The organism is Larkinella punicea (assembly GCF_003334855.1).
Taxonomy (GTDB): Bacteria; Bacteroidota; Bacteroidia; order Cytophagales; family Spirosomataceae; genus Larkinella; species Larkinella punicea.
The window spans coordinates 52,276-74,355 of sequence record NZ_QOWE01000008.1; the positions used below are offsets into that span (position 1 = coordinate 52,276).

The 22,080-nt window shown below is 52.7% G+C and carries 19 protein-coding genes; 7 read left to right on the forward strand and 12 right to left on the reverse strand.

Features of this window, described 5'->3' with window-relative positions; genetic code table 11:
- Positions 1-348: 348 nt before the first annotated feature.
- A complete protein-coding gene (locus DUE52_RS11000) occupies positions 349-1,122 on the reverse strand; it encodes an SDR family NAD(P)-dependent oxidoreductase (protein WP_114406063.1) in 774 nt (257 codons plus the stop codon).
- Positions 1,123-1,229: 107 nt separating this feature from the next.
- Positions 1,230-2,897, reverse strand: a complete 1,668-nt coding sequence (locus tag DUE52_RS11005; RefSeq protein WP_114406064.1) for a UxaA family hydrolase — start codon at positions 2,895-2,897, stop codon at positions 1,230-1,232.
- A 122-nt stretch (positions 2,898-3,019) separates the two neighbouring features.
- Here DUE52_RS11005 and ade point away from each other — a divergent pair, with 122 nt between their 5' ends.
- From ade to DUE52_RS11020, 3 genes are all read left to right on the forward strand, one after another.
- Positions 3,020-4,666: an adenine deaminase gene (gene ade, locus DUE52_RS11010; protein ID WP_114406065.1), complete on the forward strand. Its 1,647-nt coding sequence runs from the start codon at positions 3,020-3,022 to the stop codon at positions 4,664-4,666.
- Positions 4,667-4,817: 151 nt separating this feature from the next.
- Positions 4,818-5,408, forward strand: coding sequence for an RNA polymerase sigma factor (locus DUE52_RS11015; RefSeq protein ID WP_114406066.1), 591 nt, complete (start codon positions 4,818-4,820; stop codon positions 5,406-5,408).
- A gap of 113 nt (positions 5,409-5,521) precedes the next feature.
- Positions 5,522-6,793 (forward strand): replication-associated recombination protein A, encoded by a 1,272-nt coding sequence (locus DUE52_RS11020; protein ID WP_114406067.1) that lies wholly within the window; start codon positions 5,522-5,524, stop codon positions 6,791-6,793.
- Between the two features lie 4 nt (positions 6,794-6,797).
- Here DUE52_RS11020 and DUE52_RS11025 read toward each other — a convergent pair whose 3' ends face one another.
- On the reverse strand, positions 6,798-7,967 hold the full coding sequence (locus DUE52_RS11025) for a hypothetical protein (protein WP_114406068.1): 1,170 nt from the start codon (positions 7,965-7,967) through the stop codon (positions 6,798-6,800).
- Between the two features lie 40 nt (positions 7,968-8,007).
- Positions 8,008-8,958 (reverse strand): DUF2157 domain-containing protein, encoded by a 951-nt coding sequence (locus tag DUE52_RS11030; protein ID WP_114406069.1) that lies wholly within the window; start codon positions 8,956-8,958, stop codon positions 8,008-8,010.
- A 59-nt stretch (positions 8,959-9,017) separates the two neighbouring features.
- Here DUE52_RS11030 and DUE52_RS11035 point away from each other — a divergent pair, with 59 nt between their 5' ends.
- Complete coding sequence (locus DUE52_RS11035; RefSeq protein WP_114406260.1) at positions 9,018-10,709, forward strand: VRR-NUC domain-containing protein; 1,692 nt, start codon at positions 9,018-9,020, stop codon at positions 10,707-10,709.
- A gap of 71 nt (positions 10,710-10,780) precedes the next feature.
- Here the strand turns inward: DUE52_RS11035 and DUE52_RS11040 are convergent, their stop codons facing one another.
- Positions 10,781-11,518 carry a class I SAM-dependent methyltransferase gene (locus DUE52_RS11040; RefSeq protein WP_114406070.1) on the reverse strand — a complete coding sequence of 246 codons (738 nt, stop codon included), beginning with the start codon at positions 11,516-11,518 and terminating at the stop codon, positions 10,781-10,783.
- A 216-nt stretch (positions 11,519-11,734) separates the two neighbouring features.
- Between DUE52_RS11040 and DUE52_RS11045 the strand changes: the two genes are divergently transcribed.
- Complete coding sequence (locus DUE52_RS11045) at positions 11,735-12,115, forward strand: c-type cytochrome (protein WP_114406071.1); 381 nt, start codon at positions 11,735-11,737, stop codon at positions 12,113-12,115.
- Positions 12,116-12,258: 143 nt separating this feature from the next.
- Here the strand turns inward: DUE52_RS11045 and DUE52_RS11050 are convergent, their stop codons facing one another.
- Genes DUE52_RS11050 through DUE52_RS11060 form a run of 3 tightly spaced genes read right to left on the reverse strand, consistent with a single transcriptional unit; the run spans position 12,259 to position 15,033 of the window.
- Positions 12,259-12,882, reverse strand: coding sequence for a PDDEXK family nuclease (locus tag DUE52_RS11050; RefSeq protein WP_114406072.1), 624 nt, complete (start codon positions 12,880-12,882; stop codon positions 12,259-12,261).
- A 19-nt stretch (positions 12,883-12,901) separates the two neighbouring features.
- Positions 12,902-13,720, reverse strand: a complete 819-nt coding sequence (rlmB, locus tag DUE52_RS11055) for a 23S rRNA (guanosine(2251)-2'-O)-methyltransferase RlmB (RefSeq protein WP_114406073.1) — start codon at positions 13,718-13,720, stop codon at positions 12,902-12,904.
- Positions 13,693-15,033 carry a GWxTD domain-containing protein gene (locus DUE52_RS11060; RefSeq protein WP_114406074.1) on the reverse strand — a complete coding sequence of 447 codons (1,341 nt, stop codon included), beginning with the start codon at positions 15,031-15,033 and terminating at the stop codon, positions 13,693-13,695. The genes rlmB and DUE52_RS11060 overlap by 28 nt, the downstream gene beginning before the upstream one ends.
- A 209-nt stretch (positions 15,034-15,242) precedes the next feature.
- Between DUE52_RS11060 and DUE52_RS11065 the strand changes: the two genes are divergently transcribed.
- Positions 15,243-16,010 carry a class I SAM-dependent methyltransferase gene (locus tag DUE52_RS11065; protein ID WP_114406075.1) on the forward strand — a complete coding sequence of 256 codons (768 nt, stop codon included), beginning with the start codon at positions 15,243-15,245 and terminating at the stop codon, positions 16,008-16,010.
- A 79-nt stretch (positions 16,011-16,089) separates the two neighbouring features.
- Here the strand turns inward: DUE52_RS11065 and DUE52_RS11070 are convergent, their stop codons facing one another.
- On the reverse strand, positions 16,090-16,974 hold the full coding sequence (locus tag DUE52_RS11070; protein ID WP_229312138.1) for an SDR family oxidoreductase: 885 nt from the start codon (positions 16,972-16,974) through the stop codon (positions 16,090-16,092).
- 141 nt (positions 16,975-17,115) lie between these two features.
- Here DUE52_RS11070 and DUE52_RS11075 point away from each other — a divergent pair, with 141 nt between their 5' ends.
- Positions 17,116-18,243, forward strand: a complete 1,128-nt coding sequence (locus DUE52_RS11075) for a trans-sulfuration enzyme family protein (protein WP_114406076.1) — start codon at positions 17,116-17,118, stop codon at positions 18,241-18,243.
- On the opposite strand, the gene DUE52_RS11080 is transcribed toward DUE52_RS11075, so the two are convergent.
- From DUE52_RS11080 to glmM, 3 genes are all read right to left on the reverse strand, one after another.
- Positions 18,240-19,100 (reverse strand): SDR family oxidoreductase, encoded by an 861-nt coding sequence (locus tag DUE52_RS11080; protein WP_114406077.1) that lies wholly within the window; start codon positions 19,098-19,100, stop codon positions 18,240-18,242. The two genes, DUE52_RS11075 and DUE52_RS11080, sit on opposite strands and share 4 nt — an antisense overlap.
- A 184-nt stretch (positions 19,101-19,284) precedes the next feature.
- Complete coding sequence (locus DUE52_RS11085) at positions 19,285-20,454, reverse strand: cysteine desulfurase family protein (protein ID WP_114406078.1); 1,170 nt, start codon at positions 20,452-20,454, stop codon at positions 19,285-19,287.
- Positions 20,455-20,609: 155 nt separating this feature from the next.
- Positions 20,610-22,019 carry a phosphoglucosamine mutase gene (gene glmM, locus DUE52_RS11090; protein WP_114406079.1) on the reverse strand — a complete coding sequence of 470 codons (1,410 nt, stop codon included), beginning with the start codon at positions 22,017-22,019 and terminating at the stop codon, positions 20,610-20,612.
- Between the last annotated feature and the right edge of the window lie 61 nt (positions 22,020-22,080).

Genomic DNA, 22,080 nt, shown 5'->3' on the forward strand with positions numbered 1-22,080 from the left:
CACTTTCGCTTTTGCCCCGTTCCCCTAGAGGGGACACATTCCTCCAGATGCTAAAAGTCCCCTTTAAAGCAGGGCTGTTAAGTTCTACCGCCTTTGCCCCCAACCCCCTAAAGGGGGCTAAAACATCCGGATTTCGAAGCCCCCTTTAGGGGGTTGGGGGCAAAAGCGAAAGTGCAAAAGAATTATCAGACATAATTCCTATAGTCAGACAATTCATATGAAGACCCAAAAGCCAGGACGAGGCAGAAAGGAAATCACCAGCTACCATCGGCAACATCGTCCTCTCTACCTCGTCCCGGCTCCCCGTCTTTCGTCTCTTGTCTTTCTTCTCAACTCTTTACTCTTCTCTCAATTATTCAACCGAACGAAACCGCCGTCGATGGGGTAATCACAACCGGTATTGAAACCGGCTTCGTCCGAACAGAGGTACAAGGCCAGGGCGGCAATTTCCACCGGTTTCGCCATCCGGCCGATGGGCTGGGTAGCGGCTAGTTTGGCAAACATTTCCGCTTCCTGTCCGGGGTACGTACGGGCAATAAAACCGTCGACAAACGGTGTGTGAACCCGGGCGGGTGAAATGCAGTTGCAGCGAATGTTGTGTTTCAGGTAATCCTTAGCCACCGACAGCGTCATCGAAACCACCGCGCCTTTGGTCATCGAATAAGCAAACCGATCCGGAATCCCGACCGTAGCAGCAATCGACGCCATGTTCAGCACGACGCCCCCGCCATTGGCTTTCAGGTGTGGAATGATGGCATACAGGCAATTGTAAGCCCCTTTGACATTGACCGTAAACACCCGGTCAAAATCGGCTTCCGTCGTGGTTTCAACGGTTCCGATGTGCGAAATACCGGCGTTGTTGACCAGAATGCTGATGGCTCCACCAGCCGCAATCCGGTCAATCACCTCGACAACCTGCGCCTGATTCGACACATTGACGGCATGCGCGTGCGCCCGCCCGCCATTGGCATTGATCTCCTCGGCTACCTGCCGGGCCAGGTCCGCATTCAATTCCAGAATATGAACCAGCGCACCCGCCTGGGCGAACGTCTGCGAAATCGCCAGCCCAATTCCGCTGGCCCCACCTGTGATGATGGCAACTTTATCTTTTAAGCTAAACATGGCTTTTTGAATGAGCGAATGAGTGAATGATAGAATGAGTGAATAGCTTCGCAGGGAGCGGAAAATGGCGGAGCTATTCACTCATTCTATCATTCACTCATTCAAAATTAAAGAGAAACGCCCCGCTTCCAGGGGATAAAATCGTCCTGACCCAGTTGCTGGGCTTTGGTTTTGACTTCGCCACTGGCGAGCCGGATTACGTATTCGAGCAATTCTTCGGCATTTTGCTCGATGGTTTCTTCGCCTTCGATGATCGGACCACTGTCGAAATCGATGACGTCGGGCATGCGCCGGAGCAGGGCGGTATTGGTCGAAATTTTCACCACGGGGCAGATCGGGTTGCCCGTCGGCGTTCCCAAACCGGTCGTAAACAGAATGATGTTGGTGCCGGAACCAGCCATGCCCGTGGTGGCTTCCACGTCGTTGCCGGGTGTACAGAGCAGGTTCAAGCCGGGTACAGTGGCCGGTTCGGTGTAATTCAGGACATCGGCAACGGGTGATGTCCCGCCCTTTTTGGCGGCTCCCGCCGACTTGATCGCGTCGGTAATCAAACCATCGCGGATGTTACCCGGCGAGGGGTTCATGTCGAAACCGGAACCAACGGCCTCCGCTTTCGCCGAATAATCCTGCATCAAATGAATGAATTTCAGGGCTTTCTCTTCCGAAGTCGAACGATTGATCAGTTCCTGTTCCACCCCGTTCAGTTCTGGAAATTCCGCCAGCACGGTTTTGGCTCCCAAAGTGACCAGAATATCCGACAGATGCCCGATGGCCGGATTGGCCGAGAGTCCCGAAAAACCGTCGGAACCGCCACATTTCAGACCAACGGTCAGGCTGCTGAGGGGAGCTGGCTGGCGTTCCAGTTTGTTGGCTTCAACCAGCCCCACAAACGTTTCGCGGATGGCGTTGGTCAGCATGGCGTATTCGGTGCCGTCCTGCTGTTCAAAAATCAGCATGGGCTTGTTGAACTTCGGATTGCGTTTCCGCACCTCGTCGACCAGCATCGAGGTTTGCGTATGCTGGCAACCCAGACTCAACACCGTGACACCGGCCACGTTGGGGTTGTTGATAAAACCGGCAAACAGGCCACACAGGGCTTCGGAATCCTGGCGCGTGCCGCCACAGCCCATTTCGTGCGTCAGAAACTTGATGCCGTCGATGTTTTTAAAAGGCCGCTTGACGACGGGTTCATCCAGCGTACGGACCTGCGACGGATCGAGAAAAGCTTCCATTTTATGAACCCGGTCCATGTCGCCCACTTTATAAAGCTGCAACAATTCGTGTACCTGTTCCCGGTAAATCTCCGATTGGGCATAGCCCAACTCCCGCTCAAAAGCATCTTTCAGAATGAGGATGTTGCGGTTTTCGCAAAAAACGAGCGGCACCACGAGCCAGTAGTTGGCGGTTCCCACCATGCCGTCGGCGCGGTGATAGCCCATGAAAGTTCGGTTGTGCCAGGCCGACACGTCGGGTTGTTGCCAGGTGTAGGGCTGTTTTTTGTCGATACCGTACTGATCGGCGTCGTGTTTGAGGTTAAAGGTCGTGATGGGTTCGCCCCGTTTGATAGGTTGTGTGGCTTTTCCGACCAACACGCCGTACATAATCACCGAGTCACCGGTTTGTAGATCTTCGGTTACAAATTTGTGTTTCACCCCAACGCCAACCGGCAGGGTATACGTTTGTCCCTCAAAATCAACCTGTTCGCCCGACTGGAAATTTTGCAGGGCCACAATTACGTTATCGGCGGGGTGTACTTTCAGAAGTTTATGCTGCATAGTTATAAGAGTAGGAATAACATCCGGGGCTGATCCATCAGAATCCCGGTTTATTTCAAGAGACAAAAGTCTGTGAATTATCACTAATATTGAAATAAAAAAATCAAGATTCTTCCCTATTCATGCAAGTTTCCGGCAATCTCCTTAATCTTTTTGACCGCACCATCCGTTTCAGCCAGTTGACCATTGAGCAGGGCCGGATTCACCAAATCGACGAACTGGGCCCCGAACGGCCCGAAGAACCGTATCTCCTGCCCGGTTTTGTCGATGCCCACGTTCACATTGAAAGCTCACTGCTCACGCCCGCCCAGTTTGCCCGGCTGGCGGTGGTTCACGGCACCATCGCCACGGTGTCGGACCCCCACGAAATCGGGAACGTCCTGGGTGTCGACGGCGTGGAATACATGATTGCCGACGGCAAACGCGTGCCGTTCAAATTCTGTTTCGGCGCGCCCTCCTGCGTACCGGCCACACCGTTCGAAACCGCGGGGGCCACCATTGGCGTTCGGGATGTCCGGCGGCTGCTGGGCATGAAAGAGATTGGCTACCTGGCCGAGATGATGAATTTCCCCGGCGTTCTGCACCAGGACCCCGACGTGATGGCGAAGATCGCGCTGGCGAATGCCTTCAACAAACCCATCGACGGCCACGCCCCCGGTTTGCGGGGCGACGACGCCCAACGCTACATCGACGCCGGCATGACCACCGATCACGAGTGTTTTACGTATGAAGAAGGGCTGGACAAAGTGCAGCGGGGTATGGCTATTCTGATTCGCGAGGGAAGCGCGGCCAAAAATTTCGAGGCTCTGATTCCGCTGCTCCCCGATTTCCCGGACAAAATCATGTTCTGCTCCGACGACAAGCATCCCGACAGCCTGGTGGAAGGTCACATCAACAAACTGGTTAAACGGGCGTTGGCAAAAGGACACGATTTATTCAACGTCCTGCGGGCCGCCTGTCTCAATCCGGTGTTGCATTACCGCCTGCCGGTGGGCCTGCTGCGGGAAGGTGATCCGGCCGATTTCATCGTGGTCAGCGACTTACTGGCGTTCCGGATTCTCAAGACGTATAGTAATGGCGTTGTGGTGGCCGAAAACGGAATTTCACAATTGCCGGATTTGCGGAGTGAACACGTCAACCGGTTTAACTGCCTGCCGAAAAAACCGCTTGATTTTGAAGTATCGTTGGATCTGCAACCGGGTCAGTTACAGGTCATCGAAGCCCTTGACGGGCAGTTAATTACCAACAACCTTCTTCTCACTCCAACGATTCTGGAAAACCGGGTGGTGGCCGATGTGGCGCGGGATATTCTGAAAATAACCGTCGTGAACCGCTACCAGGAAGCGGCCCCGGCCGTGGCTTTCATCAAAAATTTCGGCCTTAAAAAAGGGGCGATTGCTTCTACCGTCGGGCACGATTCCCACAACATCATTGCTGTGGGCTGCGACGACGACAGCATTTGTCAGGCCGTCAACCGGGTCATTGAAGCACAGGGCGGTTTGAGTGCCGTTGCGGATGCAACCCATCACCACCTACTCCCCCTCCCCATTGCCGGTTTGATGACCGATACCGACGGTTATGCCGTAGCGGCTACGTACACGGCCATCGATCGCTTTGTGAAAGATGAACTGGGAAGCACGCTGACTTCGCCGTTCATGACCTTGTCGTTCATGGCACTGCTCGTCATTCCCTCCCTCAAACTCAGTGATCGCGGCTTATTTGACGGACAAAACTTCCGATTCACCCCCATTATGATTAAACGGTCGTAAAACCGTATGCACGCATACTAAAATAAAAAAAATCCTATTTATACAAGTTTTTGTAAAAAAAAGCCCGAACTGTTTTTATTAACAAGTTTTGTTAATAAGTTTACATTCTGTAGAAAGAGTACTTTCTGTTGACCCATCCTAAACCTCTACTATGCCTCGCTACCGCACCCCATCCGGTATAGACGAAGAGCAACTCTGGGATCAGTTCCGGAGTGGCGATGAAGTGGCTTTTGCCCGGCTTTATAAGGAATATGTGCAGGTGCTGTATCACTACTGCGCCCACTTCACGGCCGACCGGGCCTTGATCAAAGACTGTATTCACGACCTGTTTGTCGAACTGTGGAAACACCGGCAAACCATCGGTCAGACCACCTCAGTCCGGTTTTATCTGATGGCTTCGATCAAGCGAAAACTGGTTCGCCATCTGAATGCCGAGATGAAATTCAGTAGCCAGGACGATGTGGAAAACGACCGCGAATGGCTCCCCGGCTGTGCGCCGTCCTACGAATCGACACTGATTTCGTACGAAGAAGACGACCACGTCAACGCCTGTGTGGCCAAAGCCATCGAAAAACTCCCCCGCCGTCAACGCGAAGCCGTTTATCTGCGCTATTACCAGAATTTGAGCAACGAAGAAATTTCGTCGCTGATGCAGATCAACATCCAGTCGGTTTACAACCTGATTTTCGGCGCGTTGACCAATCTAAAAAAATACATTTCGCCCGAAAAAGTGGTTCTGTAACGGACAGCACCCTGGCCCTGCGGTTCTAACTATTGCTTGCCGTTTGAAGTTTACCCAATACGGTTACTTACCTTTGTAACCCAAACCGGTCTACTTCAAACGGCAAATTCTGCATGAACCCGATTACCACACCCCTTCCCGAACGGATGCGCCCCCGCACCCTGGATGACGTTATTGGCCAGCAAAAACTGATTGGCCGGGGAAGCGCCTTACGCCGGGCCGTCGAAGCCAACCGCATTCCATCGATGATTTTGTGGGGACCGCCGGGCGTCGGAAAAACGACACTCGCCCAGTTGATCGCGGAAGCCACCAAACGCCCTTTTTTCAGTTTAAGCGCCATCAGCGCGGGTGTCAAAGAAGTCCGCGACGTGCTCAGCCGCCCTTCGGGTTTGTTCCCTCCCATCGTTTTCATTGACGAAATTCACCGGTTTAACAAAAACCAGCAGGACGCGCTGCTCGGTGCGGTCGAAAAAGGGACCATTACGCTGATCGGCGCGACGACAGAAAACCCGTCGTTCGAGGTCAACTCGGCTTTGCTGTCGCGTTGTCAGGTGTATATTCTGGAATCGCTCGGTGTCGACGAGCTGAAACAACTGGTCGACAACGCCATTTTGAAAGACAGTTACCTCAAAGAAAAAAACATCACCGTTGAGTCCTACGATGCGCTCATGCGGATTTCGGGGGGTGACGGTCGGAAGCTCCTGAACCTGCTGGAGATGGTCGTAACGTCCCGTCCGGATAATCAGGAGATGACGATCGATGACGAACTGGTGACGACCGTTGCCCAACACCAGATTGCGCGGTATGACAAGTCGGGCGAACAACACTACGACATCATTTCGGCCTTCATCAAATCCCTGCGCGGCAGCGACCCCAACGGCGCGTTGTACTGGATGGCCCGGATGCTGGTGGCGGGTGAAGATCCCGAATTCATTGCCCGCCGGATGTTGATTCTGGCCTCGGAAGACATCGGCAACGCCAACCCAACGGCGATTATCATGGCCACCAACGCCATGCAGGCCGTGAAAATCATCGGCTTTCCCGAATGCCGGATTGTACTCTCGCAGGTGGCGGTGTATTTGGCGACGTCGCCCAAAAGCAACGCCAGTTACGTAGCGATCAATGAAGCCATGGCGCTGGCCGAACGGACATCCGACCAACCCGTGCCGCTGCACCTGCGAAATGCGCCGACGAAACTGATGAAGCAGATTGGCTACGGCAAAAACTACCAGTACGCGCACGATTACGAGGGGAATTTTGTGCAACAGAACTTTATGCCCGACGAGTTGAAGGGGACGAAACTGTATCAGCCGGGTCAGAATGCGCGGGAGAATGAAATCCGGAAGCAGTTGCAGAGATGGTGGGGTGAGTGGTACGACTATTGATCGATCAATACCGGTCTCCGCTGCCGCCACCGCCAAAGTCGCCTTCCCCAAACCGCATTCCGTCTTTGGAACCCAGATGCCCCGAAGTGGCCTGAACACTCGCCAGCAGTTCGGCATTGATCAGGAATTGGTTGGGTGAATCCTCATCGGGCCGATCGGTAAAACCGGCGCGGGGTACGCGCAGATACCGAATCAGGAAAACTGCCACCAGAATGAGCGACAATCCGTTGACCGCCAGATAAACTTCCAGCGAAAACAGCGGGTGAAAATACCGCCAGGTGGCCAGGGCCAGTCCCCAGCCGATGGCACTCATGATCAGTAACGGGCGTTCTTTTTGCCGGAAACCCAGGTAAAACAGCAAAACCGGAACCGCGATGGTCAGGGTCCAGAAAAGGCCTGCCCAGGTAATTTCGGGGGCTTCGGCGGGTCGCCGGTCCATCATCCAGTAGTTCAGTTCGCGAACGGCGTAGTAGTTGCAACTGATCAGTAACAGACTTAGGGACAGCCACTCCAGCAGAATAAAATTATCCCGCCAGTACACCAGTTCGTCCCGGTCTTCATACAATCGGGCTAGCACATACAGCCCCGCCGACACGCCCATCAGCACAAACGGCAGAAGCTGTTTCCCAAACGAAAACTCCAGCATAAAATCAAAAAGAGCCACCGTGAGTGTTCCGAAAGCCACCAGGGTCAGGAGCAGATCGCTGTAGTACCAGACGCCGAGCAGAATCATGGGCAAGCCGATGAAACAGTATTGCCAGAGCGGCATATTGTTGGGAAACAGACCGATAACGCCCACGATCACGAGGGCTACAGCGGCAATAATCAGGGCATTATCGATGCCGGCCCGGTAGTGTTTCCGGCTGTTGATCAGGTGACCCGCCAGAAAGCCAATGGCAGAGCCGAAACCGATGTTGAAGAAATGGTAAAACAGATCGACTTCAAAGAGTTTTGACAGGAGCGTTGCCAGCAGGAAATACCCGCCACTGACGGCCACAATGGAAAATACGAACAGGCCGATTTCGATAAAACCGTTGGATTCGTGAAAACCGACCGGATAGTTTTCCCGGATCTGCTGCATTTTTGCTTCATCGAACAGACCCTGGCGTTGCCAGCGGGCGGCCTGTTCGGTGATGTGTTTGTTGCGAACCCAGGTTTCGTTATAGGCTTTCATCTTGGAAAAGGGTGTGGAATACAGGCAAAAATGGTCACCGTCAAACTTTCCGGCTTCTTGATAAATAGGCCGTAATACCAATGCCGGTGACGATCCAGTAGAGGTACGTCGCTTCGTCGCGCAGGTGCAAGTAATGAAACACCAGGTAGGTTACGCCAATATACCCATAAAACGTACTCATCAACAGGAACAGAAACGAGTGCTCTTTTCGGGCATACCAGTCGAACGCGACACAGGCAACGGCCAGCGCGACGGCAAACAGCAGATCCTGTTCTTTAAAATTGAACAGCCCGGCCACCAGTGCCACCAGCAGCAGATTTCCCGCGAACGTTAGCGTGGTTATGGTGAAATGCCGTTTGATCCGTTGCCGATCCAGCACCAGTGCCCCCGCCATGAGCACCAGACTCAGCGCGATGGCTGAGAGCAAAACCGTCATGTCTTTCAGGTTGCCCCTGAAGTAAAACTCCAGCGGACGAACCGTCACCCCAATCCACGAAATCAAAGCCGTAAGTCCCATCGCCAGCACACCCCGGTGGTCGAACAGATACGCCAGCGTCAGAAAAAGGATGGCAGGAAGAAAAGTTACCAAACCGTAGCGGGTACCAAACAGGTTATATTGGTATTGCAGGTATCCTTCCAGGGTCAAAAAAAGCAGGCAACCCAGCAACAGGGCGTAATCGCCAAACGGCGAACGACTGGGTGAGTGAGCCGTACTGAGTGGCCCCTTGAAACGAGTGGCAAACGCAAAACAGGCCGCGCACACCACCGCCAGCGCCAGGATCAGCAGGTTGTGGCCGATCTGGTCGATGTATCTGTAAATCAGCCAGCCCGTTCCCGTCGTAAAAAGCAGAATACCGGCATAGAGCAACGACCGTAATTCCCAATGCACTGAAAACAGTTTCTGTTCTTCAACCGACTGGATCACAACGCGTTGTTGCTCATCAAGCAAATGCTGATCGGCAAGTTCCTGCAATACCCTTTTCGGGGACATATTAGCGAAAAATAGTGTTAGTAGTAATAACGGTAAAGATGGGCAAATGGATTGAAAAAATGGCAACCAGACCGCAACAGATCGAACTTCCACCAAAATACTACCTTGACTATTTTCGCTACCTGACCGGTTTTGTCCGTCGCATGTACGGCCATTTGCTGAATGATGCGGAGCAGGAATTCATTCGCCGGTTCGACGAACTGACGGAAGATGCGCAGTGCCTCTATGTGCGGTTCAGCAACCGGCGGGGAACGTTTTTTCGGGTGCAGAAGCTGCAATACAAGGAAATTGACGACCTCCCGGCGGCCGTGGGCGAACTTCTCATCAACGGTTTTATCGAACGGCTAAACCCGCACCATGAAGTGCTGGGCGATGAGGTGCTGAACACCTTTACCAAACCGGAGTTGCTGGAATTGTTGCCGCTGGAACCGGAGGAAATCAAACCACTGGGTAAAGCCAAAAAGGAAAATATTGTCCGGTATGCCCTGCACGAGCTGGATTTTGCCCGGATTGTCGAAAGCCTGACCCGGCTTGAAACGGTGGTAAAACCGCATTTCGATGCGGAGGTAATGATGTTGAAATACCTGTTTTTCGGAAACCGTTCCGGCGACATGACCGAGTTTGTGATTCGCGACCTGGGCATGGTGACCTTCGAACGCTACGACGAATCGAAGCTGACGGCCCGGTTTGTGAACCGCAAAGAGGTGGAAGACAAACTGCTGATTTCACTCACGAACGAAGAATTTCACGAGCTGCGCGATTCCGTAACGCCACCGGAAGACGTGTTCAACTGGTTTATGAACTGGGACGAAACCCGGCCTGAACTCAGTGAGATTGCCAAACCGGGCTATGCCAAACTGGTGGCCCACGTCGGCGGTTATCTGGAACGGCAGAAAATGCCGGAGCAGGCCATGCAGGTGTATACGTTGACCGACCGCGTTCCGGCCCGCGAACGGCGCGCGCGGCTGCTGTTCCGGTCGGGGCTGACGGATGAAGCACTGGCCCTCTGCGACGAAATCGCGCTGAATCCGCAGAACGCCGATGAACGGTATTTTGCCAACGACTTCCTGGAAAAAATCCTGAGTGCCGGGGAGAAAAAACGCAGCAGAAAAGCCACTACCCGGTTTTTGTCCGATGCCGAGAGCGTCGGCATTCCGGCCATTTACCGGCACCACGTCGAAGCCGGGGTTATGAACCACTTTCTGGAAACGGGTTGGGAAGCGTCGTTTACGGAGAATTATCCGTGGCGCGGGCTGTTCGGGCTGGTGTTCTGGGACATTATTTACGACGCTAATGTGCAGGCCATCCACCACCCGCTGCAACGGACGCCTTCGGATTTTTACCTCCCCGATTTTTACGTAAAACGTGAAGAATTGCTCAAAAAACGCCTGGCCGACCTCAAAACCCGCGACGACTGGAAGAAACACATCGAAACGGTTTTTTTCGAGAAATACGGAATTACGAATGTGCTGGTCGACTGGAACGAGGAACTGTTGAGCCTGAACTTGCAGATGGCGGACTTGCTGGAACCGGCACAACTGGGCCTGATCATGCTCGAAATCTCACGGAATCTGCGCGAAAACACCCGCGGTTTTCCCGACCTCCTGATCTGGAACGAACAGGGAGCGTATGAATTCGTTGAAGTAAAATCGCCCACCGATCACCTGGGCGCGCAACAATTGCACTGGCTGGAGTTTTTCCAGCTCATCGGCGTCCGGTCGCGGGTGTTGCGGGTGATTTGGACGGCTTAATTGCCCCCAACCCCCTAAAGGGGGCTACAAAAAAGTCGTATGTAAAGCCCCCTTTAGGGGGTTGGGGGCAATTAAACTCTCCCCGCGCGCAGAAAAACCGGAAACCGGACTTCCCGTTCGCTGGTGCCCCAAACGGTTTTCAGTTGATCGGCCATCCAGAGAACCGGGTCAGAGCCGTGCTGGCGGATGTATTTTTGCACACTTGACCACGTTCGGAGGTAGTTCAGAAAGCGATCCAAATCCCAGTTCCGCCGGATGGTAAAGTTCTGATGAACGACCTTGTCGAACGGAAACGGGATGCTGGCATACCCTTGATCAACGTGTTTTCGCTTGCTGTCCCAATACGGCCCGATGATGACCTCATAGAAATGATAAAAAACCGGGTCGATAACGGGGTCGATCTGCGCGTTTCCATACCCCCACTCCGCCAGAACCGCACCCGATTTTGCCACCCGCCGAACCTCCCGGTGAAACGCGTCGATATCGAACCAGTGCAAAGCCTGGGCGACGGTTATCAAATCGAAAGACTGGTCCGGGAAAGGCGTTTGTTCGGCCGGACAGACGGTATACGTAATGTTGGGTTTCTGAACGGCTTTTTCCAGTTGCTGCGGGCTGATGTCGGTGGCATCCACCTGGGCAAAATATAGCGACAACACGCTGGCAACCTGCCCGTTACCCGTGGCGCAATCCCACGCTTGTTGACGACCACCGGTTAGGGACAACAGAAAATCATAGAGTTCGGGCGGGTAATCGATCCGGTATTGCGCATACAGATCGGCGTGGCCCGAAAAAAGGTCGATGGTGGCCATAGTTGAATTCAAGAAAACAAGATTCTCATTTTTTTTCTTCTTTTTCTGCCATTTCGGCAGCAGCCGTTAAACTTTCGGTTTTCTACCTTGTCAAACGGGCAAGATATTTATGGAAAAAGCCGGTAGAGTGTTGGCGTATATTAGCATTGCCGTATAACTTTGTTGGCCCGATCACAGTTTTTAGTCTTAACTCATTAAGCTTTTAATCGAATTTACATGAAAAAAACGTTTGGAATGCTCATTGCGGTTGCCCTGACCGCCCTTATTTCCGTCAGCAAAGCGCAAGCACAGACCGTAATACCCGACGACATTAAAGCTTTACTTCAGAAAAACATCTGTCTGGCTTGCCATAACCCGGACACCCGTCTGGTGGGCCCTCCTTATAAAGAGGTTGCAAAGAAGAAATATACCGATGCGCAGATTGTCGAATTGATTTATGAACCAAAGCCGGAACACTGGCCAGGTTACCCCCCGATGGCTGCGTTGAAAAACGTTCCGAAAGACGAAGCCTTGAAAATTGCTGCCTGGATTAACTCTCTGGATGGTGGTGCGAAAAAAGCTCCGGCGAAAAAACCGGCTGCGAAGAAGAAGGCGTAATACTTACGTACGAAAAACGGAATCCCCGCCGAAAGCAGGGATTCCGTTTTTTTATGCCGTCGCGGGAGTGCTGTGTTTGCAATTCGCGAATTGCAAATTATGAGAAAACATTGTAAAACAAAGCACTTAAGCGCTTTCACTTTTTATTCGACAACAATCCCCTTCTTCGCCAGAAAAGCCCCGATGTTGAATTCCTGCCCGTCCATCAACTCAATATTTTTATCCCAACTGAACGTCTCAATACTTTCTTTGGTAGCCACCATAACCACTTGGGCCTCAGTGAGTACCCAAATGATTTTTTCGACACCAAAGCCTAGTAATTTGCCGGTTTTCTTGTAAATATAACCAGTTTCAGTGAGTTCGGAAATCGCAATACTGATGTCTACTTCAATGACAATTTTAGGTGGGACATCGGTGTATTTCTTCGAAATTTTAGCCGGAGTCAGAATAGCCTGATCATAAATGCCAATATCATTAGATAGATTATCCCTGTTATCAAGATGAACCCCCGGTTCACTAATGAGAACAAAGTATTTCTCATCGTCAATAAATGAGAAGATAATTTTTGCTAAATAAGAAATAAGCAAAGCCTGCAAGCTACTTGAACCCATAATTTCTTCCAACGTTTTTTTTCCGGCCATTACGTCTTCATAGCCCCTGTAATACAGGGGTTTGCCATCCAACACCTCACAAATCAGGTAGTCCGGAATTTTACGTTTTGAACGGGAAACCGGTGTTTGCCGGGCTTGTCCTATCACTACTGCCATTGCTTTCGTCTATTAATACTCAAACCCCTTCATCAACCAGCGGCTCGTTTTCACTAAAAATCCGTTGCCGGACCGCTTCGTACAAAACCACGCCCGTGGCCACCGACACGTTCAGCGACTCGACCTGCCCCACCAGCGGAATGCGGGCGTGGTGGTCGGCCAGACGCAGCAGTTCATCCGAAATACCGTCGTCTTCCGAACCCATGACAATGGCTGTGGGGCCGGACATGTCGATATCGTACAGGTAATTATCGGTTTTTTCGGTACAGGCCACGACTTTAATGCCCGACTCTTTCATGTATTTCAATGTCTCTTCGAGATTGACTTCGCGGCAAACCGGCAAGTGACTCAAGGCGCCCGAAGAGGTTTTCATGGCGTCGGAATTGATGAGCGCAGCCCCCCGCGCCGGAATCACAATCCCCTGCGCACCCGCACACTCCGCCGTCCGGGCGATGGCCCCAAAATTGCGGACGTCCGTAATCCGATCGAGCACCAGCAACAGCGGCACCTGCCCTTTTTCGTAGACACCCACAATCACGTTGGAGAGTTTGGCGTAAAAAATCGACGACACAAAGCAAATCGCCCCCTGGTGATTTTTCCGCGTAATGCGTTCCAGTTTCTCAACCGGCACACGCTGAATGGTCACCCGGCGCTCGAACGCGAGTTGCTGAATCTCGGGAAAACTGCCTTCCTTGACCAGATACAGCCGGTCGATGTCTTTCCCGGAACGCAGAATTTCGGTAACGGACTGAATGCCAAACACCATCTCATCGCTCGAGTACTGTTTGGGCTTTTTGGTATGAAACGTATTTACTCGCGAATTGCTCCGGTTCTCCATGCTTCGACTACGGGATACCAGACGGGTTGATATTCGACATATCGCACCAGTTCATAGTGATCCTCAACAAATTGATTAGGTTTTCGATTAAAGGTAAAGTTAATTTCCGAGACATTGGCACGTTGGTTATACACCCACACCTCCCGGTCGCGGCTACGCTGAACCCGGTCGGGTGGCCCCAGCACAATGTAGATCATCCCTTTGTCGGTTTTCCAGCCTTCCTTATAAGTGGTAAAAAGGCGGTTGGCTTCTTCTACGCGGCCATAATACGCCCGAATGGCTCCTTTTGCCAGACTCTGATCACCGGCCATTAGCGTCAGCCAATACCGGTCGAGTGCTTTTTTATAATCCGCAGCCGTATTCAGGCTGTTGATTTCGGTATTGGTGCTGACGTATAAAATGGGCTTGATCAGTTTTTCGGGCCGGGTCATTTTCGGGAAGCGATTATCAGCCACAACCAGCCCCAGACCGAAGGCATCGGCGGTATCTTCCACAAAATAATACAGGCCTTCGTCCGGTAGCGAAAACGGCTGGTTCGTCATCACTGTCATGGTCGAATCCACGCCCATCACTTTGGTCGGCGGACGCGGTGTGGTATTCATCGGCGACTGCGCCGGATCGAAATCGTGCCGATACCGGAATAAATGCAGCGGTTTCGAAACCGCCCCCATCACATCCCGTACCACCACCGTATCGCCGGCATTGACAAAATGGTGCTGCTGCGGCAGATTGGTTTTCGGATCAAAAAAGGCAAACCGGTCGCTCAGCTTGACGGTCTTAAACCGGATGGGTAAATCGTTCAACACCTTACGGCCCGTACTGATTTCGGTAATTTCGAGCAACATGACTCCGTTGACGGTGTTGGCCGGTTTCTTCACATCAAACGCAACCGTCAGCACATCGCCCGCTTCGGGGGTAGCTTCCCGGATCACCGACTCGGCCGTCAGCGGAACATTACCGTAAGCCAGTCGTTCGCGGCTGTTGTAGTCCGGATAAACGACGTAGTTCAGCATAAACCGGGACGTAAAATCCTCGACCGTGGCATGTTCACTCCCCTTCCGAACCATCAGGTTCATGTACACCCGAATCGATGACGAATCTTTTCCCAGAAACCGGCCTTTGGTCGAAACCACCCGCCAACTGGTTTCCGACGGTTTGACCGGAGCGAAGGCACTGACCGGTGCCGACCTTGGTGCCGACCGATCCGCCGGTCGTTCGGTCTGGCTGGTGCTGCTTTCCGGATTTTTGGTACGCTTGCCGGAAGCACAGGCTCCCAGTAAGGCCGCACAGAGTATGATAATGGCTATTCTCATATGGCTTAAATTCTATTCATACCTAAAACGAACAAAACGCCCAATCCCATCAATTCCAATTCGTTTTTTCAAAGCTACCGCAAATCAAGTAACTTTACCGAAAAAAAGAACGATGAGGACCCGGTTTATTCGAAAGCAATGGCTTTAAGCACGCGTTCGTTTTAGCCGAATCCTACTTCCAACTACCCGAGTCACCGCTCAGGCATCCTATGTATAAAACCACCGAAATTACCTCCGCCGAAATTGCATCCGACAATCCCGTTCACCAACGGCTGTTGTTTCCGTACGTCGAAGCCGCCAAAATCGTGCGCGGCAAGGTGCTGGAAATCGGTTGCGGTTGGGGACGCGGACTCGAATTGCTGACCAAAGCGGCTGACCACTATACCGGCATCGACAAAAATGAGGAGCTGATTCAATCGCTCCGTCAGGAATACCCACAATCTACCTTTATTCAGGCCAATATCCCCCCATTGAGCGGGTTAGCCGACAATAGCTTCGATTATATCGTCACCTTTCAGGTCATCGAACACATTCAGAATGATGACCTCTTCATTAAAGAAGCGTTTCGGGTTCTGAAACCGGATGGAACACTGCTGCTAACCACCGTCAACCGCCTGTTTTCGCTCACCCGCAACCCGTGGCACGTGCGCGAGTACACCGCCGACGAGCTAAAAAATTTGATACTGCGGTATTTTCCCAAAGTCGATACCCGCGGCATTCACGGCAACGGGAAAGTGATGACTTACTACGAGCAGAACAAGAAATCGGTCGAGAAAATTACGCGCTACGATGTGCTGAACCTGCAACACCGCCTGCCCCGCTGGATGCTTCAGGTGCCGTATGATCTATTGAACCGGCTAAATCGCAATAAATTACTGGAACAGGACGGTTTGGCCGCCGAGATTCAATACACAGATTATGTGGTGACCAACACACCCGCCGGAAGTCTGGATTTCTTTTATCTGGCTCAGAAATAAGTTTCGCCCCCACCCCCTAAAGGGGGCTTTTTTGCATCCGGTTTTTGAAAGCCCCCTTCAGGGGGTGGGGGTTAAACTCTTACTCTTTCCCGGTTTTATTGGCTTCCTTAATCGCCTGCCCGATTTCATCCCACTGCTCCGGGGTCACGCTTTCCAGGTGATTGAACTCCCCCGCCGACAGCACTTCACCGCCGTCGATGGTAATACACTCGCCGGTAACATACGCGGAGTAATCGGACAGTAAATAAGCCGCGACGTTCGCCAGTTCCTGGTGTTCGCCCACCCGTTTGAGCGGAATACGGCTAATGGGATCCATCATCTTTACCAATGGTTCGGGAAAAAGCCGGTCCCAGGCCCCTTTGGTGGGAAAAGGGCCGGGCGCAATCGCATTCAGGCGAATCCCGTATTTCGCCCACTCGGCCGCCAGCGATTTAACCAGAATCAAAGCGCCACCTTTGGCGACCGCTGAGGGGACAACGTAACCGGAACCCGTTGTGGCATAAGTCGTTGAGATATTCAAAACCGTTCCCGGAATCTTATTTTCAATCCAGTATTTCCCCACCGCCAGTGTGAAATAGTACGTCCCGCGCAACACGATATCGACCACCACGTCGAATGCTTTGTAGGATAAGCGTTCGGTTGGGCTGATAAAATTTCCGGCGGAGTTATTCAATAGTGCGTCGATCCGACCGAAACGTTCGACGGTTTGGACAATCACTTGCTCAATCTCCAGCGGTTTGCGGACGTCACAGGCCAGCGGCAGCACCTGCCCGCCCGTTTCGTCCATCAATTCAGCGGCAGCGGCTTCCAGAACGGGTAATTTTCGGCTGCAAATCACTATGTTTGCCCCCAATTGCAGGAAATACCGGGACATTGATTTCCCCAACCCTGTACCCCCGCCCGTAACAATAATTGTTTTATCTTTCAACGCGCCTTCGCGAAGCATGCCCTCAGCTTTGATCATAATCAGTTGGACAGTTTAAGGTCTATAGTGTCAGTTCAGGATTTTAGAAGGTACGCATCTGGAATTAGCGTCCGGGCCTACAAACCTACACGTTAAACTATAAACCAACATTACTTATTTTAGCGCGTAAACCAAAACCGTATGCATCCCGAAACTCTCGCCATCTACCAAAACCGTATGGCCGACGCCAACGCCTGGGCCGTCGTCCCGCCCATTTCGCTCAGCACCACCTTCGAACGGGAGGCCGATGGCTCGTTCCCGCACGGACATATTTACAGCCGGGCCAGCAATCCGAATCGTGATCTGCTCGAAACCGCCCTGGCCCAACTGGAAGGCGGTTTTGCCGGGCTGGCTTTCAGTTCGGGACAAGCCGCCACGATGACCCTGCTGCTGGCCCTCCGACCCGGCGATCACGTCATTCTCGGCGATGACGCCTATCACGGAACCCCAGCCCTGCTCGAAGAACTTTTTCATCCCTGGGGGCTGACCTACACCCGCGTCGATTTTACGGATCTGGAGGCCATTCGCAGTTCCATCCACGAAAACACCAGCCTGATCTGGATCGAAACGCCGTCCAATCCGTTGTTGAAAATAGCCGATATTCAGGCGATTGCCGATCTGGCGCACCAGGCCGGGGCGTGGTGTGCCTGCGACAATACATGGGCAACGCCGATTCTGCAACGCCCGCTCGATCTCGGTTGCGATGTGGTGATGCATTCCACGACCAAGTACATCGGCGGCCACAGCGACGTGCTGAGTGGCGCGTTGATTTTCAGGGAAGACGGTGATTTCTACCAGCGGGTTCGGCGGTATCAGACGCTGGGCGGTGCCGTGGCGGCTCCGTTTGATTGCTGGATGCTGTTGCGCGGCATCAAAACCCTACCAACCCGGGTGAAGGCGCAATCGGCGACGGCTTTGCAACTGGCGCAGTTTCTGCATCAGCATCCCGCCGTCGAAGCCGTCCATTATCCAGGTCTGGAAAGTCATCCGGGACACGCCATTGCGCAAAAACAGATGACGCGGTTTGGGGCCATGCTATCGGTACAGATCAAAGGCGGTTCCGACGCGGCCATGACGGTGGCGGGTCGCGTCCAGCTTTTCACCCGGGCCACGAGCCTCGGCGGAATCGAAAGCCTGATCGAACACCGGGCATCGGTAGAAGGCCCCAACACGTCGACTCCCCAGAACTTACTGCGGATTTCGGTTGGTCTTGAACACGCCGACGATCTGATCGCCGATCTGGAACAGGCGTTGAATGCGCTGACTTAAACCGTTACCTGGTGTTTTTTCAGGTGGGTCAACTGTTCACTCAGCGTCCAGAGCTTCGTGGCGTTGAACCGGCTTTGGGCGGCATCACTGGGCGGCTTGGGGCGGTTTTTGGCAAAATACAAACCCGTCACTTTGTCTACTTCCGGCGACGAGGCCAGGTAAATACCGGTTCTGGCCCCTTCTTCCGGGCTGATGAAGAAAGGACGTGCCAGATTAAAAAGGAGACCTTTCAGGTTGCTGTAATTCTGGGCAAAATTGGTTTTCACCACGCCGGGGTGCAGGCTGTTGGACGTGATGCCGTCATCGGCCAGACGTTCGGCTAATTCGTTGGCAAACAGAATATTACACAGCTTCGAAGCTCCGTAGGCTTTCATGCCTTCGTAATGCTGCGGTTTGGCCAGTTCATCGATTTTGAAACCCCGATCCCAGCGGTGCGCTTCGGAGGAGACGGTAATGACGCGGGAATTGGTTCCTTTCCGAAGCAGGTCGATCAACAGATTGGTCAGCAGAAACGGCCCCAGGTGGTTGGTGGCAAAGGTTAGCTCAATGCCTTCGGGTGTGTACTGTTCCTTTTCAATGTATAAACCGGCGTTGTTGATCAAAACATCCAACCGGTCGAAGCGGTCGATGACTTCCCGAGCGGCCTGAATCACCGACGACTGGCTGGCCAGATCGCACCAGAGCAGATCGACATACCCGGTTTTGCTGACGCTCTTGATCTCCTGACGAACGGGCCGGGCCTTTTCCAGATTCCGGCAAAGCATGATGATATTGAAACCTTTTTTAGCTAATTCTAATGCGGTTATTCGCCCGATGCCGGAATTGGCACCAGTAATCAGACACGTTCGGGACTGCATGGTGGTTTGTTTGGGTTACAAGAGAAGTAACCCGCTGAGGAAGGAAGAAGTTTTGGGAATGGAGTAATAACGAATATTCACATTAATTATAAATGAAAAATGATGAATGCTAAATGTAAAAGTTAATGGGTCAGCTACTTTTACATTTAGCATTCATCATTTTTCATTTATAATTAATAACTTCTTATTTCACAACCGCTTGCTCGCGTTTGAACAACTCGACCAGCGTATCGACGGCGTAATCGACTTCTTCGACGGTATTGTATTTGCTGAACGAAAACCGGATGGCTCCCCGCTCGGCATCGTTGTGGGGCAGGGCCGAAAGCACGTGAGAACCGAGGTTGGAACCACTGGTGCAGGCGCTGCCACCCGAAGCCGAGATGCCCGCAATGTCGAGGTTGAACAGCAGCATGTCGCTCATTTCGGACGACGGCAGACCGACGTTCAAAACCGTATACAAACTTTCGGAAAGACTGGCCGACAGCCCGTTGAACGATACGCCATCCAGCCGTTCGCGCAGTTGGCCAATCATGCGGCTTTTCAGACTTTCGATGTACTGCCGGTGACTTTCCATTTCGGCATACGCAATTTCCAGCGCTTTGGCCAGGCCCACAATTCCGTAGACATTTTCGGTTCCGCCCCGCATGTTGCGCTCCTGCGAACCGCCGTGAATAAACGGATGAATCGGGCCGCGACCGGATTTGGTATGTGTGTTGACATATAGAAAACCGACGCCCTTGGGACCGTGAAATTTATGAGCGGCACCGACGATGAAATCAACCGGAAGTTGTTGTAAATCATGCCGATAGTGGCCCATCGTCTGCACCGTATCGGAATGAAAAACCGCTTTGTGTTCCTGACAAAGACGGCCCACGGTTTCCAGATCCAGCAGGTTGCCGATCTCGTTATTGCCGTGCATCAGCGATACGAGGGTGTTGGGATGCGCCCGGAGCAATTCTTCCAGATGCGCCAGATTGATGCGACCCTCCGCATCCACTTCCACCAGATTCAGCTTAACCGCGCCCTGCTTATGCAGATGTTCGAGCGTGTGCAAAACCGCGTGGTGTTCGAGTGGAGACGTGATGGCATGCGTCAACCCATAGGTTTCGATGGAACTGCGGATGGCGGTATTATCGGCTTCGGTGCCGCCCGAGGTAAAAAATATTTCGGCCGGGGATGTATTGAGCAGCGTGGCGACGGTTTTCCGGGCCCGCTCGATGGCCGTCCGGACCTTCCGCCCGTGGGAATGAATCGAAGAAGGATTGCCGAATTCCTCAGTCATGAGCGGAAGCATGGCTTCCAGCACCTCCGGGTCGAGTCGGGTGGTGGCGGCATTGTCAAAGTAGGCGCGCATTGTGATGTTGTGTAATACACCACAAAGGTACGAAATTAGAAATTGCCCCCAACCATTGGAAATTGCCCCCAACCCCCTAAAGGGGGCTTTGGAAGTATTGTAAAGCCCCCTTTAGGGGGTTGGGGGCAATTTCTAAAGGTTGAGGGTAGTCTCGCTTATAACTTGGCGGCAATCACTTCTTTAATATCCGAAATGATTTTGTTGGCCAGATAATCCGCCGTTGAAAGCGTATCGGATTCGGAGTAAATCCGGATGATGGGTTCTGTATTGGATTTGCGCAAATGCACCCACTCTTTGTCGAATTCTATCTTGACGCCGTCGATGGTGTTGATGGGATTTTTGGCGTATTTGACCTTGATCCGGTCCAGCACCGCGTCGACGTTGATGTCGGGCGTCAGTTCAATTTTGTTTTTGGAGATGTAATAATTCGGATAGGTCCGGCGCAGCATCGATGCGGATTTGCCAAATTTAGCCAGGTGCGTCAGGAAAAGGGCAATACCCACCAGCGCATCACGGCCCAAATGCAAATCCGGATAGATGATACCGCCGTTGCCCTCGCCACCAATGGCCGCATCGACTTCCTTCATCATTTCCACCACATTGACTTCACCAACCGCCGAAGCCGAGTGTTTGCCGCCGTATTTCTGCGTGACGTCGCGCAGGGCGACCGTCGACGACAGGTTCGAAACCGTATTGCCCGGTTTCTGATCCGCAGAGCGGTTTTTCAGCACATAATCTGCCACGGCTACCAGCGTATATTCTTCACCAAACGGAGAGCCGTCTTCGCAGATAAGCGCCAGCCGGTCGACATCCGGATCGACTACAATGCCAAGATCGTATTCATTTTTCTCAATTTCGACAATGATATCGCGCAGGTTTTCGGGCAGCGGTTCCGGATTATGGGCAAATTGACCCGTGGGTTCGCAGTGCAGCCGCTGAATCGATTCCACGCCCAGGGCCTCCAGCAACATCGGCACGACAATACCGCCGGTTGAGTTGACGGCGTCTACGATGAGCCTGAATTTTCGGGCCGCAATGGCTTCCTTATCCACCAGCGGCAGGGCCAGAATGGCGTCGATGTGCTTCTGAAGCCAGGTGTCGTCGGTTCGGTAGGAGCCTAATTTCTTGACGTCCACAAAGTCGAACGCTTCCGATTCGGCCATTGCCAGCACGTCGGTGCCGTTTTCTTCGGAAATAAATTCACCTTTCTCGTTCAGCAACTTAAGTGCATTCCACTGAATCGGGTTGTGGCTGGCCGTCAGGATAATGCCCCCGGCGGCTTTCTCACCCGTTACGGCCAGTTCAACCGTCGGTGTAGTCGATAAACCCAGATCAATCACATTCAGCCCCAACCCCTGGAGGGTGGCGGCTACCAGTTTTGAAACCATCTCACCCGACAACCGACCATCCCGCCCAATCACGACCGTGCGGTTATCGGGATGGCGTTGCCGTACCCACTGTCCGTACGCTGCTGCAAACTTCACTACATCCAGGGGAGTAAGGCCATCGCCACTACGCCCACCAATGGTTCCACGAATTCCGGAAATTGACTTTATTAATGCCACGTTGAAAGAAATAATGAATATACTGAATGGTTTACGCACAAATGGTTTTATTTGCTGAACG

Excerpts from the sequence above, each read along its gene's own strand:
- DUE52_RS11000 (WP_114406063.1), bottom strand. The coding sequence starts at position 1,122 with ATGTTTAGCTTAAAAGATAAAGTTGCCATCATCACAGGTGGGGCCAGC.
- DUE52_RS11005 (WP_114406064.1), bottom strand. The coding sequence starts at position 2,897 with ATGCAGCATAAACTTCTGAAAGTACACCCCGCCGATAACGTAATTGTG.
- ade (WP_114406065.1), top strand. The coding sequence starts at position 3,020 with ATGCAAGTTTCCGGCAATCTCCTTAATCTTTTTGACCGCACCATCCGT.
- DUE52_RS11015 (WP_114406066.1), top strand. The coding sequence starts at position 4,818 with ATGCCTCGCTACCGCACCCCATCCGGTATAGACGAAGAGCAACTCTGG.
- DUE52_RS11020 (WP_114406067.1), top strand. The coding sequence starts at position 5,522 with ATGAACCCGATTACCACACCCCTTCCCGAACGGATGCGCCCCCGCACC.
- DUE52_RS11025 (WP_114406068.1), bottom strand. The coding sequence starts at position 7,967 with ATGAAAGCCTATAACGAAACCTGGGTTCGCAACAAACACATCACCGAA.
- DUE52_RS11030 (WP_114406069.1), bottom strand. The coding sequence starts at position 8,958 with ATGTCCCCGAAAAGGGTATTGCAGGAACTTGCCGATCAGCATTTGCTT.
- DUE52_RS11035 (WP_114406260.1), top strand. The coding sequence starts at position 9,018 with ATGGCAACCAGACCGCAACAGATCGAACTTCCACCAAAATACTACCTT.
- DUE52_RS11040 (WP_114406070.1), bottom strand. The coding sequence starts at position 11,518 with ATGGCCACCATCGACCTTTTTTCGGGCCACGCCGATCTGTATGCGCAA.
- DUE52_RS11045 (WP_114406071.1), top strand. The coding sequence starts at position 11,735 with ATGAAAAAAACGTTTGGAATGCTCATTGCGGTTGCCCTGACCGCCCTT.
- DUE52_RS11050 (WP_114406072.1), bottom strand. The coding sequence starts at position 12,882 with ATGGCAGTAGTGATAGGACAAGCCCGGCAAACACCGGTTTCCCGTTCA.
- rlmB (WP_114406073.1), bottom strand. The coding sequence starts at position 13,720 with ATGGAGAACCGGAGCAATTCGCGAGTAAATACGTTTCATACCAAAAAG.
- DUE52_RS11060 (WP_114406074.1), bottom strand. The coding sequence starts at position 15,033 with ATGAGAATAGCCATTATCATACTCTGTGCGGCCTTACTGGGAGCCTGT.
- DUE52_RS11065 (WP_114406075.1), top strand. The coding sequence starts at position 15,243 with ATGTATAAAACCACCGAAATTACCTCCGCCGAAATTGCATCCGACAAT.
- DUE52_RS11070 (WP_229312138.1), bottom strand. The coding sequence starts at position 16,974 with ATGATCAAAGCTGAGGGCATGCTTCGCGAAGGCGCGTTGAAAGATAAA.
- DUE52_RS11075 (WP_114406076.1), top strand. The coding sequence starts at position 17,116 with ATGCATCCCGAAACTCTCGCCATCTACCAAAACCGTATGGCCGACGCC.
- DUE52_RS11080 (WP_114406077.1), bottom strand. The coding sequence starts at position 19,100 with ATGCAGTCCCGAACGTGTCTGATTACTGGTGCCAATTCCGGCATCGGG.
- DUE52_RS11085 (WP_114406078.1), bottom strand. The coding sequence starts at position 20,454 with ATGCGCGCCTACTTTGACAATGCCGCCACCACCCGACTCGACCCGGAG.